This is a genomic window from Metabacillus herbersteinensis, assembly GCF_042433335.1.
GTDB classification, from domain to species: Bacteria; Bacillota; Bacilli; order Bacillales; family Bacillaceae; genus Metabacillus; species Metabacillus herbersteinensis.
Map to the genome: position 1 here is coordinate 93,472 of NZ_JBHLVO010000006.1, position 19,172 is coordinate 112,643.

At 36.3% G+C, this 19,172-nt stretch carries 20 protein-coding genes; 16 read left to right on the top strand and 4 right to left on the bottom strand.

Features of this window, described 5'->3' with window-relative positions:
• Positions 1-16 precede the first annotated feature (16 nt).
• The 8 genes from ACFFIX_RS10020 (at position 17) to ACFFIX_RS10055 (ending at position 6,528) form a co-directional block, all read left to right on the top strand.
• Positions 17-502, top strand: coding sequence for a TRAP transporter small permease (locus tag ACFFIX_RS10020; protein WP_378933319.1), 486 nt, complete (start codon positions 17-19; stop codon positions 500-502).
• Entirely contained in the window at positions 499-1,851 is a 1,353-nt protein-coding gene (locus tag ACFFIX_RS10025) for a TRAP transporter large permease (RefSeq protein ID WP_378933322.1), read from the top strand. Before ACFFIX_RS10020 ends, ACFFIX_RS10025 begins: the two co-directional genes overlap by 4 nt.
• Positions 1,852-1,879: 28 nt before the next feature.
• Positions 1,880-2,647 carry an SDR family NAD(P)-dependent oxidoreductase gene (locus ACFFIX_RS10030; protein ID WP_378933325.1) on the top strand — a complete coding sequence of 256 codons (768 nt, stop codon included), beginning with the start codon at positions 1,880-1,882 and terminating at the stop codon, positions 2,645-2,647.
• A 22-nt stretch (positions 2,648-2,669) separates the two neighbouring features.
• Entirely contained in the window at positions 2,670-3,137 is a 468-nt protein-coding gene (locus ACFFIX_RS10035; RefSeq protein WP_378933328.1) for a PPC domain-containing DNA-binding protein, read from the top strand.
• Positions 3,138-3,151: 14 nt separating this feature from the next.
• On the top strand, positions 3,152-4,633 hold the full coding sequence (locus ACFFIX_RS10040; RefSeq protein WP_378933331.1) for a class I adenylate-forming enzyme family protein: 1,482 nt from the start codon (positions 3,152-3,154) through the stop codon (positions 4,631-4,633).
• A 6-nt stretch (positions 4,634-4,639) separates the two neighbouring features.
• Entirely contained in the window at positions 4,640-5,776 is a 1,137-nt protein-coding gene (locus tag ACFFIX_RS10045) for a thiolase C-terminal domain-containing protein (RefSeq protein WP_378933334.1), read from the top strand.
• Between the two features lie 3 nt (positions 5,777-5,779).
• Complete coding sequence (locus tag ACFFIX_RS10050) at positions 5,780-6,100, top strand: Zn-ribbon domain-containing OB-fold protein (protein WP_378933336.1); 321 nt, start codon at positions 5,780-5,782, stop codon at positions 6,098-6,100.
• A gap of 92 nt (positions 6,101-6,192) precedes the next feature.
• Positions 6,193-6,528 carry a hypothetical protein gene (locus ACFFIX_RS10055; protein ID WP_378933339.1) on the top strand — a complete coding sequence of 112 codons (336 nt, stop codon included), beginning with the start codon at positions 6,193-6,195 and terminating at the stop codon, positions 6,526-6,528.
• 91 nt (positions 6,529-6,619) lie between these two features.
• On the opposite strand, the gene ACFFIX_RS10060 is transcribed toward ACFFIX_RS10055, so the two are convergent.
• The 3 genes from ACFFIX_RS10060 to ACFFIX_RS10070 all read right to left on the bottom strand — a co-directional run bounded on the left by ACFFIX_RS10060 (position 6,620) and on the right by ACFFIX_RS10070 (position 8,126).
• A complete protein-coding gene (locus tag ACFFIX_RS10060) occupies positions 6,620-7,072 on the bottom strand; it encodes a hypothetical protein (RefSeq protein ID WP_378933342.1) in 453 nt (150 codons plus the stop codon).
• Between the two features lie 374 nt (positions 7,073-7,446).
• Positions 7,447-7,575, bottom strand: coding sequence for a hypothetical protein (locus tag ACFFIX_RS10065; protein WP_378933345.1), 129 nt, complete (start codon positions 7,573-7,575; stop codon positions 7,447-7,449).
• A gap of 131 nt (positions 7,576-7,706) precedes the next feature.
• Positions 7,707-8,126, bottom strand: a complete 420-nt coding sequence (locus ACFFIX_RS10070) for a CHRD domain-containing protein (RefSeq protein WP_378933348.1) — start codon at positions 8,124-8,126, stop codon at positions 7,707-7,709.
• Positions 8,127-8,840: 714 nt separating this feature from the next.
• Between ACFFIX_RS10070 and ACFFIX_RS10075 the strand changes: the two genes are divergently transcribed.
• Positions 8,841-9,674: a hypothetical protein gene (locus ACFFIX_RS10075; protein WP_378933351.1), complete on the top strand. Its 834-nt coding sequence runs from the start codon at positions 8,841-8,843 to the stop codon at positions 9,672-9,674.
• A gap of 56 nt (positions 9,675-9,730) precedes the next feature.
• A complete protein-coding gene (locus ACFFIX_RS10080; RefSeq protein ID WP_378933354.1) occupies positions 9,731-10,807 on the top strand; it encodes a hypothetical protein in 1,077 nt (358 codons plus the stop codon).
• Positions 10,808-11,141: 334 nt separating this feature from the next.
• Here ACFFIX_RS10080 and ACFFIX_RS10085 read toward each other — a convergent pair whose 3' ends face one another.
• A complete protein-coding gene (locus tag ACFFIX_RS10085; protein ID WP_378933357.1) occupies positions 11,142-12,062 on the bottom strand; it encodes a S66 peptidase family protein in 921 nt (306 codons plus the stop codon).
• 593 nt (positions 12,063-12,655) lie between these two features.
• Here ACFFIX_RS10085 and ACFFIX_RS10090 point away from each other — a divergent pair.
• From ACFFIX_RS10090 to ACFFIX_RS10115, 6 genes are all read left to right on the top strand, one after another.
• Positions 12,656-13,972, top strand: a complete 1,317-nt coding sequence (locus tag ACFFIX_RS10090; RefSeq protein ID WP_378933359.1) for a prolyl oligopeptidase family serine peptidase — start codon at positions 12,656-12,658, stop codon at positions 13,970-13,972.
• 135 nt (positions 13,973-14,107) lie between these two features.
• Positions 14,108-16,513 carry a glycoside hydrolase family 3 C-terminal domain-containing protein gene (locus ACFFIX_RS10095; protein ID WP_378933362.1) on the top strand — a complete coding sequence of 802 codons (2,406 nt, stop codon included), beginning with the start codon at positions 14,108-14,110 and terminating at the stop codon, positions 16,511-16,513.
• A 400-nt stretch (positions 16,514-16,913) separates the two neighbouring features.
• The gene (locus ACFFIX_RS10100; RefSeq protein ID WP_378933365.1) at positions 16,914-17,111 is read left to right on the top strand and encodes a hypothetical protein; all 198 of its coding nucleotides are present in this window, start codon (positions 16,914-16,916) and stop codon (positions 17,109-17,111) included.
• A gap of 287 nt (positions 17,112-17,398) precedes the next feature.
• Positions 17,399-17,509 carry a DNA/RNA non-specific endonuclease gene (locus ACFFIX_RS10105; RefSeq protein WP_378933368.1) on the top strand — a complete coding sequence of 37 codons (111 nt, stop codon included), beginning with the start codon at positions 17,399-17,401 and terminating at the stop codon, positions 17,507-17,509.
• Between the two features lie 71 nt (positions 17,510-17,580).
• The gene (locus ACFFIX_RS10110) at positions 17,581-18,045 is read left to right on the top strand and encodes a DUF600 domain-containing protein (protein ID WP_378933370.1); all 465 of its coding nucleotides are present in this window, start codon (positions 17,581-17,583) and stop codon (positions 18,043-18,045) included.
• 178 nt (positions 18,046-18,223) lie between these two features.
• Positions 18,224-18,613 (top strand): hypothetical protein, encoded by a 390-nt coding sequence (locus tag ACFFIX_RS10115; protein ID WP_378933373.1) that lies wholly within the window; start codon positions 18,224-18,226, stop codon positions 18,611-18,613.
• Positions 18,614-19,172: the final 559 nt, after the last annotated feature.

The window sequence follows — 19,172 nt, forward strand, 5'->3', positions numbered from 1 at the left end:
TCAAAGGGGGAGTTAGATGAGCAAAGCGTTATTATACATTGAATATTCTATTTTAGCATTATGTCTCTCTATTATGGCTACCATTACTTTCGCTAACGTTTTATCTAGATTCATCTTTAATTTTTCAATTGCATTTACTGAAGAGATAACCGTAAATTTATTCGTACTTCTTACCTTTGTCGGTGCCTCTGTTGGAATTTATAAAGGAGCACATTTAGGTTTTAGTTTAATCTATGAAAATTTTAATAAGGTCAGTAAAACAATTAGCAGTATTTTAATCGGCGCAATCATTGTATTTTTCTTTTCGGTGATTACGTATCATGGGTTTGAAATTATGCAATCCCAAATGGATAGAGGGCAAACGACACCTGCTCTAGGTTGGCCGAGATGGATCTTTTCACTTAGCATTCCTATTGGCTCGATCTTATGTATCATTCGAACTGTTGAAACAACGCTAATAAGTATTCTAGGAATTAAGAATGAGAGTGTGAGTAACTCATGACAGAATTGATATTATTTGGAACTTTCTTTATTCTACTTTTGATAAATATGCCAATTGCCTTTGCATTAGGAATAGCGGGTTTAGTCGTTCTATTTATAGATAAAGGGTTCGGGGCTTTACAATTAATCCCTAGCATTATGAACGCGAGTATTTCCTCTTTTACTTTACTAGCTATACCGTTTTTTGTTTTAGCGGGTGTTATTATGGAACACTCCGGAATATCTAAGAGACTAATAGATTTTGCTAGTGTATGTGTTTCCCATCGAAGAAATGGAATTGCGATGGTGACGATTATGACTGCCCTGTTTTTTGCAGCAATCTCAGGGTCTGGCCCGGCTACAGTAGCAGCAATTGGTGGGATTTTAATCCCTGCATTAGTGAAAGATGGTTATCCAAAACATACTGCAGCAGCCTTAGTAGCAAGCTCCGGGTCAATTGGTATCATCATACCGCCAAGTATTGCGTTTATTATTTATGCCGTAATCGCTAGTGATACAGTGCCAATTACGATTAGTAGAATGTTCATAGCAGGTATCATTCCAGGACTTTTAATGGGCCTTGCACTATTAATTGCATGTTTCATTATCATGAGAAAAAGACAAGGGGCTGGTCTTTCCCAAGCAGCTGCAACAGCTGAGAGTGGAGAGGAAGTAATAAAGTCCACCAAGCCTAAAAAGCCTCCATTCAAAGAAGTAGTGAAGGCGTCGTATGAAGCGATCTGGGGACTTTTAATTCCTGTTATCATTCTCGGAGGTATTTATGGAGGAATTTTCACTCCTACTGAAGCCGCAGTAGTAGCTGTATTTTATGCTCTGTTTGTTGGTTTAGTTATTTACAAAGAGCTGAAAATTAAGCAGTTGCCAAAGATTCTAGTTGATGCAGGGGTTCAAACAGCAATTATCATGATTATCGTAGGAGCAGCATCTTTTCTATCCTATATTATTACTACACAACATATGGCACAAAGTATTTCGGATGCCATGTTAGGGTTAACAGACAACAGAATTATTATCTTACTTTTAGTAACACTCATTTTATTAATTGTAGGGGCTTTCATCGATGCTATTTCTGCCTTTTATCTATTCGTACCTATTTTATTACCTATCATGCTGGAAATTGGTGTTGATCCAACTACATTTGGTGTAATCATGACAGTTAACCTTGCGATTGGGCTATTTACTCCACCGGTTGGCTTAAATTTATATGTCGCATGTGGGATATCAGACCTATCCTTAAAACAAGTAACTACAGGTATTTTCCCATTTTTAATTGCGTCTATAATTGTTCTACTTCTTCTTACGTTTATCCCAGCCTTATCAAACTGGCTGCCTGATCTACTTGGTATGTAGAAAATTATTTTACTAGGAGGAAATGTATATGACACAAAAACTTAAGAATAAAGTATCTATTGTAACTGGAAGTGCTCGTGGAATTGGGGCTGCATCTGCCATAGCGCTAGCTAAAGATGGTTCACATATCGTCCTTGTTGATCTTTTGGACTGCGAAGACACAAAACAGCAAATTAAAGAAGTGAATCCCGAAGCGGAAGTGCTAGTATTCAGTATTGATATTAAAGAAAGAGAACAGGTCCAAGGTGTGGTCAATAAAACAGTCGAACATTTTGGAAGTATCGATGTTGTAGTGAATAATGCTGGAACTTGTTCACGTTTAGATTTAGAACATATGACTGATGACATGTGGTTCAGAGATATTAATACAAACCTTAGAGGAACATTCCTATTTTCGCAAGCAGCTATTTATCCACATATGAAAAAGCAAGGATCAGGAAAAATCATTAATATTAGCTCTATCTCTGGTATTATGGGTGGTCCTTTTTCAGGTGATAAAGGGGGAAATGGGGAAAATGGAAGATCTGGTCCAGCTTATGCGGCATCAAAAGGTGGAGTGATTGCTATGACAAAGTGGATTGCAAAAGAAGTCGGCGAGTTAGGTATTAACTGTAATAGTATTGCCCCTGGACCTGTTGAAACGGCAATAACTAAAGGGATGAATTATCAGTTAAACCAGGCAATAAAAAGAATAGGGCACCCAGAAGATATAGCTGACGCTGTTGTTTATTTAGCTTCTGCCGATTATGTAACAGGAGAAGTACTGAAGGTGTGTGGGGGATCTGCTATTGGTTAAGTTAAAGGAGGCAAAAAAAAGTATGACGCGAAAAAACCACTCTTTTAAAGTAAGTAATACCTATACCATATATGGATCACTAGCTGAAGGTACAGATCTAATGGAAGGGATTCTAGATGAATGTGAAAAGCACAATATTAGATCTGGTGTAGTTACTTGTATCGGTTCACTAAAAAAAGTCGGTTATGTCCTTTTTAAAGCGGTAAATGGATTACCTTCTGGTTATGGAAGAGATATCGCGATTGAAAATCCAGTTGAACTTGTGAATTGTACAGGGTTCATTTGTGAAGATGAAAATAATAACCTAGACCTTCATTTACACGGATTGGTAGCGGAAGAAGATGGTACCCTAAGTGCAGGTCATTTTCTTCGTGGAAAAAATCCCACCCTTATCACAGTAGAATTTTCCATAACATATGGAAATGAAATTAGAGCTTCCCGTTCGTTTGATCAAGACTTGGGTTTTAAGGTCATCAATTTTTCAAAGTGATAAGGAGGAATGACATGGAAACATTAGCTACTTTAGCTAAAAAAACGCTTATTCAGCATAGTAATAAAACCGCAGTAAAGGATGAAAGAGGAACAATTACATATAATCAGCTCCGTATTAATGCATGTCAATTAGCACATGCGTTAGTAGAGGAAGGGTTAAAAAAAGGTGACCGGGTTGCCATTCTGATGTCAAATCGACGGGAGCATATCGAATTTGATATTGCTATTGCAATGACTGGTTTAATAAAAGTACCTGTTAATTATCGTCTCCATCCAAAAGAGCTTGATTATATAATTGAAAATTCCCGAGCAGCTATCCTATTTGGTGAAGAAAACTTAATTGAGTCTGTTAATCTTTCAATTAAAAAAATAGATATTGACACAGAATATGAATTTTTTATTAGCGGTAAGAAAGAGGATTTTCCAACTATTGAAGTTCATGAAGATGATCTATTTGCACTTATGTATACATCAGGTACAACAGGTAAGCCAAAAGGTGGGATGCTTACTCACCGTAATATGTTATCAAGTGCTCTTTCATTAAATATGGTTTGTGAAATTACACATACTGATACAATCGGGCACGTAGCTCCTTTAACTCATGGAAGTAATTTTCTATCACAATGTGCCTTATTTTTCGGATTAAAGCAGGTTATTTTTAATAAATTTAACCCTGAGGATTTTCTTGATGACCTAGAAGGGGAAGAAATATCAATTATTTTCCTCGTTCCAACACTAGTAAATCTCATGATTCATGCAGAGAACTTTGACCCTAGTAAACTTCGCCATATTAAATCTATTAATATGGCAGGATCCCCAATTGCTGTAGACAAATTAAACAAAGCCTTGGATTTAGTGGGACCAAAATTTGCTGAAACATATGGTTTGGTAGAAGCCCCAATGGTAATTAGTATGATGCCAAAAGAGGAGTTGAAGAACCGCCCGGATTCCTGCGGAGCAATTGGACCGTTTGTAGAAGTGAAGATAGTAGATAACAAGGGAAAAGAGGTTCCAAATGGTGAAATAGGAGAAGTAACGTGTAAGGGGTCCCTAGTAATGAAAGGGTATTGGGATAATGAAGCAGCAACAAATGAAGCGATTAAGAACGGATGGTTCCATACTGGAGATTTAGGTTCTCTAGATGATAATGGATACCTACGATTAATAGACAGAGCAAAAGACACGATTATTACAGGTGGAATGAATGTATATCCTCGTGAGGTAGAAGAAGTATTAAACCAGCATCCTGCTGTAAAAGAAACTTGTGTATTTGGGGTGCCTGATGAAAAATGGGGCGAATCGATATGTGCCCATGTTGTTTTAAGTGATCCTTCGCTAAAAGTGAGTGAGGAAGATTTGATTACATTGTGTAAAGAGCACTTAGCAAGCTTTAAAAAACCTCGCTTTATACGTATTGTTGAAACGTTACCAAAGAATAGCTATGGAAAGATCATGAGAAAGTCGCTAAAAGAACAATATCAATTACAGGGGTGAGTGCTAATGTCAGTCGTATCTGTCACAGGTCGAGGTATAACGACGTTCGGAAAAAAGAGTGAATCTATTAAAGCAATGTTAATTAAAGCTTGTAAAGAAGCTTTGATTGATGCAGGAAGACCAAAAGTTGATGCTGTGTTTGTGGGTAATTTTGCTGGAGCAACTCTTGCAAATCAGGAAATATTAGGATCAGTTTTAACCAATGAACTTGGATTAGGGAGTATTCCATCTCTAAAAGTAGAAGGTGCTTGTGCTTCAGGTGGTCTTGCCTTTCGTCAAGCATATCAGCTCGTAAAAGCAGGAGAATACGACACTGTATTAGTTGCAGGAGCTGAAAAAATGACAGGAATGGATACGGAAACAGTGACGAAGGCGTTAACTCTTGCAATGGATAACGATTCGAATGAGGGTGCTTCAGGCCTTACTTTCCCTGGCTTTTTTGGAGTACTAGCTAATCGTTATTTTCATGAGTACGGGGCAGAGAAGAAGCACCTTGCTATGGTAGCTTTGAAAAATAGACAATACGCCATTTCAAACCCAATCGCTCAATTTAGGAAAGAGACATCGATTGACGAAATTATGAATTCACGTCTTATTACTGACCCTCTTGGATTATTTGACTGTTCTCCAATCTCAGACGGAGCAGCTGCAGTTGTTATACAAAAAAGCGAAGATGGTGTAGAAATTCTATCATCTGGTCAAGCATCTGGGACTCCCCTTATGCAGGAAGTAGAAAATTTATTGCATATTTTAGCTACAAATGTATCCGCAAAACGAGCATACGAAGCTGCCGGCTTAGGGCCGAACGACATTGATGTTGTGGAATTACATGATTGTTTCTCTATGACAGAAATTGTTGCGATTGAAGAATTAGGTTTTTTTGAGAAAGGAAAAGGCTGGGAAGCAGTTGAACAAGGATTAACAAAACATGGCGGTAAAATCCCGGTTAATACGAGTGGGGGACTCCTTTCAAAAGGTCATCCAATTGGTGCAACTGGTATTGCTCAAATCATTCAAATAGTTGACCAATTAAATGGCATCGCATGTAACCAAGTTGAAAATGCGCGAATAGGATTAGCACAAAATTTGGGAGGTACTGGCGCGTATTCAACAGTACATATTCTTCGAAAAAAAGGAGCATAAACGATGGAAAAATTAACGGCAAAGTATTGTGATACTTGTAGCAAAATGTTAAGTGCAGATAAATACCATTGTCCTAAATGTTTTTCTGAGGATTTAGAAGTTAGGGATCTTAGCGGTAAAGGGGAAGTGTACTCTTACACAAACATTTTTATCGCCCCTAAACAGTTTGCTGATAAAGCACCTTATTACATCATCCTTGTCGATTTGGAGGAAGGTCAAAGAGTAACAGCGAGGTATAATGGGGAAGATGTTAAAATAGGAGAAAAAGTAGAGTTTGAGAATATAGAGGATAGAGCATTATATTTTAAGCCTGCAGTTGGATAGGTTTATAAAGAACCTTTGTACAGTGTGCAAAGGTTCTTTAAGTGCGTTCTAGTTAAAGAAAAGGATACAACGGCTAACAAAGAGCCGTTCCTGTGGAGGTTATATCCCTAGCGTATGGGAAGTTTATTGAGGATTTTACAGTGGAAAAAGGGCTAGTTAACTGGAAATGTACTGCTGGAGGAAGTAGTGATACAAGGATATGGGAGGAACATGGTATCCAAAGTGTGAATCTTTCAGCTGGATATAGTAATGAACATACTGATAGTGAAACGTTGGATGTGGAGGCTTGTTATGAGGTTACGAAACTAGTGGATGGATTTTTTGGGAAATCACGGGAGCTTAGAGGTGTATTGCGAGGGATTGAGAGTAAAGAATTATTGGAAATACTTAATTCACGAAGAGTTAAAAAAAGCGAGAAACCTTTATGACTAAGGACTTTTCGCTTTTATTTTCGTTTTTAGGTGATTATAAGACTTTATACTCGACACTATTTGACAAATTCCGGGTGGTGACAGCGTACTATGTAGTAGGAAATGAAACCCCCATAGTTCGTAAAGCTTTTTTTGCTTGATTTAAATAGGATTCTGCTGATTCTTGCCATTTGATAATCACTTTAATAAACGGTTTATATTCAGGACTTGCATTTTGCTCCATCGTATCTAATCCTTCACGCACTTTTTTATCTTGGGTTTTAGCATTCATTATACAAGCTACCAGTGTTTCTACAATAGATTGCTGTTGCTCACCATTTTTTAGCCTTTGGGATGACCCCACTGCGGTTACACGATGATATGAAGCAGGGACTAAATGGTCATGCATCTCACGATTCCCTGTTAAATCTTTGGTTTTTGGTATATGGAAAAGCTCACTACTCATTGCACATACCATTTCTTCAGCATACAAACTTTGATTTAACAAATTTAAAACACGCTCCCAATTGTTAACTCGATAAAAATATTCATTCTGATACAAAAAATCATCTCCTCTTTCATAAAATTAAAACTCGCATTTTAAGTTTATGATTAAGTATCCAAATTAATGAAAATGATTATCCAGCTTAAGTTTATAAATGTTGTCTTAGATCAACGGAGAGAGTCATAGTTTATGACAGATAATGTGCAGAGGTTGAAAAATTGGAGAATTTCAGGTTGTTAAATAGTTAACGTCTCTGTTAAAAGACTTCAGTGATTAATTAAAAAAAGCCAGATTTCTCTATAAAATATAGAAATTAATCCGCTTTTAATAATGAAAATATCTTTTGTTAACAATCTACTTTTTCATAAATGTACCCTTGAATTAGCTACTGAATTGGTTTAAACGGATTTATCCAACGATTTACTTTTATTTTAATACTCTATTTCATCGTAATCTTTAGGCTGAGGGACTGGCTGCCCGTTTTCGTTTTTAGAAATATCATTAATTGTTTGCAGTTCCTCTTGCCTTTTTTCAGTACCCTTTTCATTTTGCTTTTTCATGGTGATTTACCCCTTCCAATTGTTCTAAAAATTAATATGCACTACTAAAGGTTTCACCATGCATCTAAGAAAAATGCAGCCAGGTCTAACTGCAATCGATTGAATACTTTTTTTTATCCTCATTTTCCTTTTCACGCTAAATAAGGCTTGATTTGTCCGCGAATCTCTCCGTCTGGATTTTGGGCGGTATGGGCGTTAACGTATGTTTTTCCATCTCTCATCAGGTCTATTAAATTCGATAGCGGTTTCCCCTTTAGGGGGCCAACAAGATCTTCTGCAGTAATGATACCTTCTACGACTCCTTTATTAACACTGATATCAGGGTCAACAGGACCGAATAAAAAGGCGACAACTGGACCGTTTACCCCTTTTCTACCTATATGAATATGCGCCTGCGTAAAATTGGAGAGATTATTTACTGTTAATCGAAACCCAATTTTCCTTTCATTGCTGCTCACTTTAAACTTTGCGAGGCCAAAAGCATCGGTACGAACAGGCGGAACTTCTTCAGAACCTTTTAATTTTGCAAAAAATAGTTCATTATTATACATTTTTATCCTCCTAAAAATTTTATATCACAATATATTTTATTCTTAGGAAGATAGACCTGATTGGACTGCTATCACGGAAGAAGTTAATCAACTGAGGTTTAGCTTTTTATCACAATTGAAGAACGTGAAAAAATAGTACATAAAATGTACCTAGCAGTTTGCTGATAAGCTTTACAAAAATTTTTTAGAAAAAGGATTAATCCAAACTATTCATGCAGAAGTTTTTCTGCCAAAAATAAACTACCAATTGACTAGGATTCTGAAATCCACATTCATTTGGTGGTTTTGCATTTGAATTTTCCTCTTTTCTTTAAGAAAACCTTTTAAACGTTCAAAATAAAGAGACCACGTGAGCAATAAATGGACAGACTTCTCCCTGTGTTGATCACGACTTTTTAAAATTTTTCTACATCTTGATAAATCTATTCTATTTTCACTAGTAGTCGTTGGATATTTCGAAACGTTTGCTAAAATACATCTTTGTATAGGCAACTACTGCACAATTTGAACGTGATGTAGCGAGAAGAACGGATCACTTTTATGGAAAAACTATTCGACATTATTATCTAATACACCAGGCACGGGAGCCAACCAGGAGAAAAGACTTATTTTTTGAAATCAAATTTGTAACGGACAAAAAATGCCGAATTAAGATGAAAGGTGTAGGATGAATGATTTGTGCACGTTTCCATAGAAAGGTGGTGAAATGAAATCATGAACATCCGGAGTTTCCTTTTAAAAGGTATTATCGTGGGTGCGGCCTTAGTTTTTCCTACTGATGCATTTGCTGAGAAGAGTGAACAAGCACAGAAGCAAAGCACACAAAATGGTCATGCAATGGAAGTAGTTAAAACTGTGAAAGATAAGGATTCTACTTCGAAACCTCCTCCACAAGCGGAGCTAGAGGTTAAACTGCCAAATCAAGCAAGTGAAAAAGCTCAACAAATAGTCCAAGAAGTAAAACCGAGCAGTGAAAAAACTTCAAAAGCGAAGCAGTCTACTATTGTAGAGACGAAAAAGGCCGTTAAGAAAGTAGTACCTAATATAAATCAGGAAGCAGAAACCAAAAAAACAAAGCAGCAGAAGACAACGCCGAGTAACAACGCCACTCATACCAATGATGTGAAGGAATCTTCTGATAAGTCCATACAACATGTTATTTCAGGGGAGAATGCCAATCAATCTACTAAAAAGGTTCAATTGGTAGAAGATGATAAAACCGAGCAGTCCATTAAGCAATCGGGTTCTATCATTGAAGAACAAGAGACCGAAGAGAAAAAGAAACGTCCTTCCGGTCAGAAAAAATATCCAAGAGACATTGTGGTTGTTCACTCCCCTCACAATACAAAAATCCCTAATGAATCTTCAAAAGATCGGACAGGGAATGGGCAAAGCACAACTAGCTTTGTTGAAAAAGGGTTGCTGGAAGCGGAGAAGTATTTGAACCTAAAGCGGATTCAGCCACTTGTTTCTCGTACATATGAATTTCGTAATCAATGGGTTAATGCACCTCCTTTCCAGCCACCGCAAGCGACTCCTTTTTTCTAGACGTTTATGTAGATAAAAATAACAATAACGACCTAAAAAAAGGAGCGAATTATAAAATGAGAATTAAAAGAAGTACAGTAGTAAAATCATTTGTATTGGCAGGAGTACTTTCAGTTGGAGTTTTTACTGGAGGACAAATTGGTGAAGCAGCTAAATTTGAACCACAAGCAGTTAAAACGGTGAAAGTTGAGAAAGCTTCAGACTTTAAAGAAGTTGAAATTAAAACGAACACATCTGTAAAGAAAGAAAAGTCTCAGGCTAGCGTGAACGCAAGCGAAACAGTGGTTGTAGAAGAAGCAGTAAAAGTAAATAAATCTGCTGCAAACAAAGCTAAATCACAGGCAAGCGAGCATGCTAGTGAAACTGCAAAATTACATGCAGCTGCAAACTCTGCTGTTCACGTAACATCAGCAGTAGAAGAAGTAGCAGTAGAAGAAGAAGTAAAAGTTGAAAAAGAAGTAGTAAAAGTAAATAAATCCGCTGCAAACAAAGCTAAATCACAGGCAAGCGAGCATGCTAGTGAAACTGCAAAATTACATGCAGCTGCAAACTCTGCTGTTCACACAACATCAGCAGTAGAAGAAGTAGCAGTAGAAGAAGAAATAGCAGTTGAAGAAGAAGCAGTAAAAGTAAACAAATCCGCTGCAAACAAAGCTAAATCACAGGCAAGCGAGCATGCTATTGAAACTGCAAAATTACATGCAGCTGCAAACTCTGCTGTTCACGTAACATCAGCAGTAGAAGAAGAAGTAAAAGTTGAAAAAGAAGTAGTAAAAGTAAATAAATCCGCTGCAAACAAAGCTAAATCACAGGCAAGTGAGCATGTTAGTGAAACTGCAAAATTACATGCAGCTGCAAACTCTGCTGTTCACGCAACATTAGTAGTAGAAGAAGTAGCAGTAGAAGTTAAAGAAGAAGTTAAAGAAGAAGTAGAAGTTAAAGAAGAAGTAGCGGTTGAAGAAGAAGTAGCAGTAGAAGAAGAAACAGTAAATCCATCTGCTGCAAACAAATCTGAAGCAATGGCAAACGTGCAAGCAAGCGAAAATGCAAAATTGCATGCAGCTCTAAACTCTTCTGTACAAGCAACAGTTGAAGAAGAAGTTGAAGTTGAAGTAGTAGATTCAGAAGAATAAGCAGTTTTACAGAAGAGCCGAAGGGATTTCCCCTTCGGTTTTTTTGTCGCATCAGAATTTATATGTTTTTAGATTAAGATTGCGTTTTGACACCCAGCTTCGACGTACAGGACGTGCTAGTGCAGTCAATGCGACAGGGACGTCGGCGCTCTTGACTGCCAGGACCTCAACGACTAGTGGACTTTCCTCCCCTCCTAACTATTTTTATTACGAGGCTTTGCATTTCCTATAACACTAAGGATTTTTCGCTTTTTACTTTTATTATTTTGTGTTATAAGGCTTTAATGTTATCGACATTATTTGACATACTTCGGGTAGTGACAGGTACGGAATACTAAGTAACGGTTGTTTCAAGCACAGTCAATGTATTATCTGTCGAATTGAGATTAACATTAGCACCTATTGGAATAGCAGCTTTATAAAAGCCATGGCCTGTAGCAAGGTTGACTATCAGTGGTTTTCCTATGGGGACTAACAAATCATTAATTAAATTTTCATATGTTTTACCATAAGATACAAGGCAATTCGTACATTCCCCCATGATGATACCAAGACAATCTTGAAATTTACCTGCCATCAATAATTGAGTCAGATACCGGAAAGTCGTATTACTAGGTGAATGGGTCTCTTCTAAAAAAAGTATTTTTCCTTGTGTATTAATTTCATATGGAGTACCAAGGGTATTGACTAAAGAAGTCATATTTCCACCTACTATTGGACCCGTTACATTTCCTGGTACTAAACTCTTCAGGGGCATATTCAATGGATTTTGAATAATCCTAGGAGAAGTCAATGTAGAAGTTGCTTCAAAGAATTGATTGAAATTATAAACAGGTGTCTCTAATCTAAAGTCAATAAGCATTAGGCTATGGAAAGTAATTAAATTACTAAATAGATACAAACTATTTAGTAATACTGTTATGTCACTATAACCAGATATAATTTTAGGGTTCTCTTTTATGACTTCAAAATCTAGGTAAGGAAGAATGGTCTGAACCCCAGTCCCTCCTCGTGTGGTTAGTATCATTTTGACGCTCGGATCTCTGAACATATTCATTACATCTTCGGCTCTTTGTTGAGCAGGTGCAGCTACGATGCCCTCATAAGAATAAACGTGCCTGCCAAAAACTATATTAAAGCCCATATCTCTCAAATATTGTACTCTGGCATTAATAATATTTGCATCAAGAGGGCTGCCAGGTGTAACCAACCCAATCGTATCTCCTCTTTGCAGCATCGGAGGTCTTATTGCCATATTTTCCTCTCCCTGTATTCGCTTCAATTATAATTTACGATAATTAAAGGTATTAGAAGGTGATCTGAAATATGTCACAGTACGCCTAAAAAGATCAGTTTAATAGATTGGAAAATAAAAAAGTATTGGCTCCTCCTTCGCCAGATACCATGATAGCCACTCACGCTATCCCCACTAATATATATATTAATGCTGTATTGTTAATAAAATACGACTTAAATGTTATAGACTTGTAAATGAATTATTAAATAAACATCAACGATTATATGAAAATGAGAAAAAGGTGAAACAAGAGATGTATTAACACTCATTATAGTAATGAGGTGTAATTTTGGATCGAAAGAAGAAAAAGTCTTTCTATTGGTATAAGGATGCTATTGCTTCAAATGGGGAAAAGCTTTAATTTCTAAGCTTGAAAATCAAGGTGTAGGACTAGAAAATTTGAATATTCAGAAGATAACAATAATGTACTTGTGATCGTAAAATAATGCTAGTAATTTGAGCTTATGAATATCCCAAACATGTTAACATTTGTATGAAAGCGCTTTCGTTTTTTTTGCTGAAAGACCATTAATCAAAAAGGTAGGGGGAAAATGAAAATGAAAAAACACGCAAAAAAAGTCATGTTATTTATTTTAACAGTAGCAATGACACTTTCGTTCAGTATCGGTGCGTTTGCGAAGGAAGCGAAGGTGAAAGAAACATCTTATCAAACTGTTACAGAAATACATGACTGGGGTGCAGCGATTACAAAGGTAATTGTGGATATAGGTAAGCCATTAACCCAATATTCAGTAACAAAAGATACGTTTAAAGTTCATGTATCAAGAAGTGACGACAGGCTATCAAATCCGTTATTGGAAAAAGGTTACCGTACAGTAACAAACGCTTATGTTGCTGATAAAAATGGAGAACCTACTGTTAGAGGAAAATATGTCGTATTGGAAATGGAAATCGGGCCAAACATATCTTTTGGTTCAGCACTGAACTACTATGGCGGAGCTAATGTATGGATTGATTCAGAATACACGATTACACAAGTGCAAGATATTGTTTTGAATTCAGGCACAATTTCAGGACTTGTTGTTAATAAATTTGCTGGGGAAACAAGAGAACTTGTAGATGATTTCTCGACTGGAAAAGCTACTGATGATGGTGTTACTTTAACTTATGCAGATTATGCACCAAAGAAAGACAAGGAAAAGAATCCGTTAATCATCTGGTTACATGGTGGTGGTGAAGGTGGTACAGACGCAACTATTCCACTATCAGCAAATAAAGCCGTTAACTTTATCACTGATGACATACAATCTTATTTTGATGGAGCATATGTTTTAGCACCTCAGACACCAACTAGATGGATGGACGGTTATCTGACTGGTGGTGCAGACGGAACTTCTAAGTATGAAGAAGCACTTATGGCATTAATCAAAGATTATGTGGCCAATAACCCAGATATTGATCCTAATAGAATTTATATTGGTGGGGCATCCAATGGCGGATATATGACAATGCTTATGATTCGCGATTATCCAGGATACTTTGCAGCTGCATTCCCAGTATGTGAAGGTTTAAGAGATTCATTAGTTACTAATGCAGATATCCAGAACATAGGAAAGACTCCAATTTGGTTTGTTACTGCTAAAAATGATAAAACATTACTGCCAGAAATAAACACACTTCCAACTTATGATCGTTTGATTGAAGCTGGAGCACAAGATGTTCAATTAACCTTACTTGATGATGTGCACGACACGACAGGCTTATACAAAAATGCTGATGGCACACCATATCAATATAATGGTCATTGGTCATGGATCTATGTTTACAACAACGAAGTTGAATCAACAATTAATGGAAAAACAACGACAATCATGGAATGGATGGCTTCCAAATCATTAAATAAATAATTTGATAGCTAGATTTCCTGTAATTTCAACAAAAATAGAAATAGTCCAAAATAATGGTAAAAGGAAACATATAAGTGCTTAAGTAAATCGAGTGCTGGTTTATGTAAGTGGTTAAAAAACGAAAGGGGTATTGAGATGTTAAAAAAAATGAAGAAGAAAAGAAGGCAAAAATTATTAGCAATTGCACTTAGTGCAGGTGTAATTGTAACGGGTTTTCAACTCGAATCTGTTTTTGCTGCAAGTAACAAATCGAATCAAATAGTGGAAGGGTCCAAAGCAAAGGAAAAAAGTGAAACTCCTAAATTAGTTAATGCAGCTTCTATTGATGCAGTAATAAAAGCAATGGCTTTAGAAGAAAAAGCAGAATTAGTAGTTGGAGTTGGTATGCCTGGCTTTCCAGGTGGACCTACTTTAGAGGTGGCAGGTGCAGTAGGTGGTACACATGGCATTCCTAGACTAGGTATACCATCATTACTTGTAGCAGATGGTCCAGCGGGCCTTAGAATTAGACCTATTAGAGAAGGAGAAAGCCAAACATATTACACAACAGCCTTTCCAATTGCAACATCACTTGCATCAACATTTGATACAAAAATGGCTGAAAAGGTTGGTAGGGCACAAGGGAATGAAGTGAAGGAGTATGGAATAGATATTTTTCTAGCTCCTGCGCTAAATATTCATAGAGATCCACTGAATGGAAGGAATTTCGAATATTACTCTGAGGATCCGTTGGTTGCAGGAAAAATTACTGCTGCTGTTGTAAATGGCGTTGAATCCAACGGTGTTGGAGCAACAATTAAACATTTTGCTGCTAATAATCAAGAAACGAACAGGACGACAATTGATACTATTGTTTCTGAGAGAGCACTAAGGGAAATTTACTTAAGAGGATTTGAAACTGCTGTAAAAGAATCACAACCATGGTCTGTTATGAGTTCTTATAATAAGTTAAATGGCATTCCAGCATCTCAAAATGGGGACTTACTAACAAAAATATTAAGAGAAGATTGGGGATTTGGCGGCTTTGTTATGACAGACTGGTTTGCTGGAACTGACCCAGTCGAACAGATGAAAGCTGGTAATGATTTAATTATGCCTGGTTTTCCTCAGCATTCTACTAAAATAGTAGAAGCAGTAAAGAATGGAACACTTGACGAAACGATTCTTGATCGAAATGTAAAAAAGATACTCCAGATCATTGTAGAATCACCTAGTTTCAAAAATTTCGAGTATTCAGACGCCCCAGATTTAGAAGTGCATACACAAGTGGCGCGTCAAGCCGCAGCAGAAGGAATGGTTTTATTTAAAAATGAAAATAAAGCGTTGCCATTGAAAGAAGGAGCAAAAGTTGGATTATTTGGAAATACCCAAATTGAAACGATAAAAGGTGGAACAGGAAGTGGTGATGTAAACTCTGCTTACACAATTTCGATTGCAGATGGATTAGAGAATGCTGGAATTCAGTTGCATCAAGGAATGTACTCTAGCTATAAATCCTATATTTCAACATTAAGACAAATGGATGAATATAAAATAAAGGATAGTCCATGGGGAGCAGATTTTGGTAAGCTTACACCTGTAATACCAGAAAAACCTCTAGAGGCTAAGGAAATAGATCGTGCTGTTTCAGAGTCAGATATGGGAGTTATTTTAATTGGTAGAAACTCTGGGGAAAGTGCAGATCGAAAGAATGAAAAAGGAGACTATTTATTAACTGATGTAGAACAAGAAATGATTGCAAATGTTTCTGAGAAATATCATACAGCAGGTAAAAAAGTGGCGGTAGTTCTTAATATTGGAGGACCTGTGGATGTCGCAAGCTGGAGAGACAAAGTTGATTCCATTTTACTTGCATGGCAACCAGGTCAAGAGGCAGGGCACGCTGTTGCAGATGTATTAACTGGAGCAGTCAATCCATCCGGCAAGCTTTCGACAACGTTCCCGATAACGTACAGCGATGCACCATCAGCAGAAAACTTCCCTGGTACACCTAAAGAAAACCCTACACAAGTCGTATATGAAGAGGATATCTATGTTGGGTATCGATACTATACAACATTTGATGTGAACACAGCCTATGAATTTGGCTACGGTTTATCTTACACGAATTTTAAGTATAGTAATGTAAGAGTTTCAAATAATGGTAACTTTAAAAATAAGCTAACGGTTTTTGCGACAGTTGAGAACACAGGAGATATAGCAGGTAAAGAAGCTGTTCAGGTTTATGTTTCTGCACCTGATGGCAAGCTTGAAAAACCAGAAGTTGAGCTAAAAGCTTTTGCCAAAACGAAGGAGCTTCGACCAGGTAAAAAAGAAAATCTGAAATTTGAGCTTAATACAAAAGATCTTGCATCCTTCAATGAAAAATTATCTGCTTGGGTAGTCGAAAAAGGAACCTATAATGTAAAAGTAGGGGCTTCTTCCGAAAATATTAAAGGAATAGCAACATTTAAAGTCGATAAGGATATAATTGTTGAAAAAGTAAATGATGTGTTAGAACCAAAAGTAGAAATTGATAGACTTTCAAAGTTTGATAAATAGGAATTAGAAAAGACCCTTAACCTAATGAAGCAGTCGGGGGAAGTTCTGCTTGGGATTCAAAAGGGAAAACCATTGGTAAACAGGAAAGCGATTCAGAGGGACTATTAATTATAAGTCGTGATGAAAATAAAAATTGGTATTTAAAACGAAAAATTAGAATATAAAATTATGCTTTAGGGGAGCAATAATTTCTTATATTTGTTCAGCAATCGGGAACTTTAATTTAATGAAAAGGAGAGTACAAATTAGACATGTCTAATTTGTACTCTCCTTTATTTTTAAGAATTTTGATAATTTAGGTCTTGATAAGTAATGCCCCTTTGTTGAAAGTTTTCACCAGCTGCAGGATCAGCACCTGGTGAAGCTTCACGAATGGAGGGAAAAAACATCCGTTTTTTTCTTGATTAAAACAAGCATCGGTCCTGTTTCAACTTATCTATCGCAACCTTTTAAAACCCTTTTGAAAGATTCAACCATCCACTACGGATATTATTTTAATGAAGACGAATGGCAAAACGTAGATTATGCAGTTGATTTTGAAGGAGAAATAATCACTGTGTATGTTTCAGATTTAGATTGGGAAAATGTAGAAGGCTAATACACAGTACTATTATATAACGAAAAAAAATGATAGTTCAATATTCAAGTAATTTAAAGACACCCCTCGTAATACATGTAAATACCAAGTAGTATCCACCAAAGAATAAGAGAAAGTATGAATAATGAGTATTTTAGTATGGTTTTCTTGATTAGAGAAAAAAGACTACCACACAATGCTAATACACAAGGCAAGCTTTCAGGGGATCATGCTGGACATTTAGCCGCTGATGGATCTGGGGTTCTCCAGATTTAGATAATCTTGTTTCACAGTCTAGTTTTATAAACTTGAGTAAGTATAAGAAACTAGAAAATCAGTGGGCGAATGCTATATATAGAGGGAAAAAAGTAAGTGTTGATGTTAATATTGAATATGATCTTGATGGAATAAGACCATAAAGGTTTGAGATTAAGTATAAAATTGATGGTGTTCTAAAAAAATTAGTATTAAATAATTAGGGGTGATTGAAATGGGTAAAGTTTTTGAAGACTACTTTTCAGAAATACAGACTGACATGATTGCAGTATGTTTAGAATATGTAGATAATAATTCAGATGATATATATATTTATTGTTCATATGAACCTGAAATGTATTCTTTTGATGTGTTTTATAGAATCAACGAAAAATTGGTTTACAAATACCAGGTTAATGATGCAGTAGTAATAGTTAATGGGAAACCAGAATATGTTTACGATATTTCCGACAATAGACAATTTGGAGTTCTAGATATAGGAAATGAAAACCTGCAGAAAATACATCAAAAATGTAAGGGATTTGATCGAGAAATGCCGACGGAAATGAAGTTGCACTATGATGTATCAAACAACAAATTAGAAGCTAAATACAGATATGATTTAGTTTATTCATCTGATGAAGCACTTTTACCAGATGATATATTTGAAAGATGGTTTGAAGAAGTTAGTGGGAATTAATAATAAGACCGTTTAGCGTAGGAGAATTAATGAATTAAAAGTCACTTTTAGCCACAGTATTTCTATCAAAAGAGGCTGTCGCTTTATTTTATAGTGTTTTAATTAAAAATAAACAATATAACAAATGCTTTCAGTATTAAAGGCATGAAAAATATACGCTAGAGTAGGTGGTGAACTAATGGGAAAATATGTATTATCTAAAACGATCGGGATTGTCTTAGGCATATTAATGATCATTGCTACGATAGGATATGGCTTTCTGTTTTTACTTGGTACATCTTTAGGAAAAGCGCTCGGTTCCACCGATACATCAACATCTGATAGGCTTACTTTAGTGACTCTTATTAGCCTTCTCATAGTCGGCGTAATAACCGTAGCAGGTTCTTCTAGATTAAACCGGAATGTATGGCGATTCGTTTACTTTGGATTCTGTTTGGTACTTGGAATTTGCCTTCTTGTTACCTTTTTTATTTCTATAGGAGCATTAGGAAGCACATATGAATTTATGATTTTATGTATTAGCATGATGTATTTTCTGTTGGGCTATTTAGTAAGAAAGGAGAAATGAAAGTTAAAAAGGTTTACTGGATTTATGTTGGTGATTTAGTGGTGCAAATATATTCGTTAAAACGTTAGTGACCCCCTGTCTATCAAGCTACGGAACAGAAACCCCCAAAGCAATAAAAATGAGCTTCATTACTATAAGGGGTACGGAACCGATCACCGTGAGAATTCAATTAGAAAATGAAGTTCCAGCAAATCTTTATACAGAGTTTACGAAAAAAGTCTAGTCTTCTCGTTTTGAGAAGACTATTTTCATTGGTTAATTGTTTAACCTCCGGAATATCAGCTGGTGCCCAAATTAATGATTCTAGGTTTTCTCTATTTAACCAAATCAATGTTGAATGTTCACTCGGCTTAAACCCTTTTTCGATAACTTAAAGTGTCTTTTACTTTGAATTATCGATAAGGTTCCAACAAGCGAAGCGCGTTAGAGTAAAACGGATTGATCACGAAAGTTATTAAAAGTAGCTCCTAAGTTGTGTATATGGACACGAGGTAGGAGCTACTGACTGTGTTTTTTTATTTTTTTAGTCTTGATTTGAGAGAAGGGGGCTTTGGTTAAA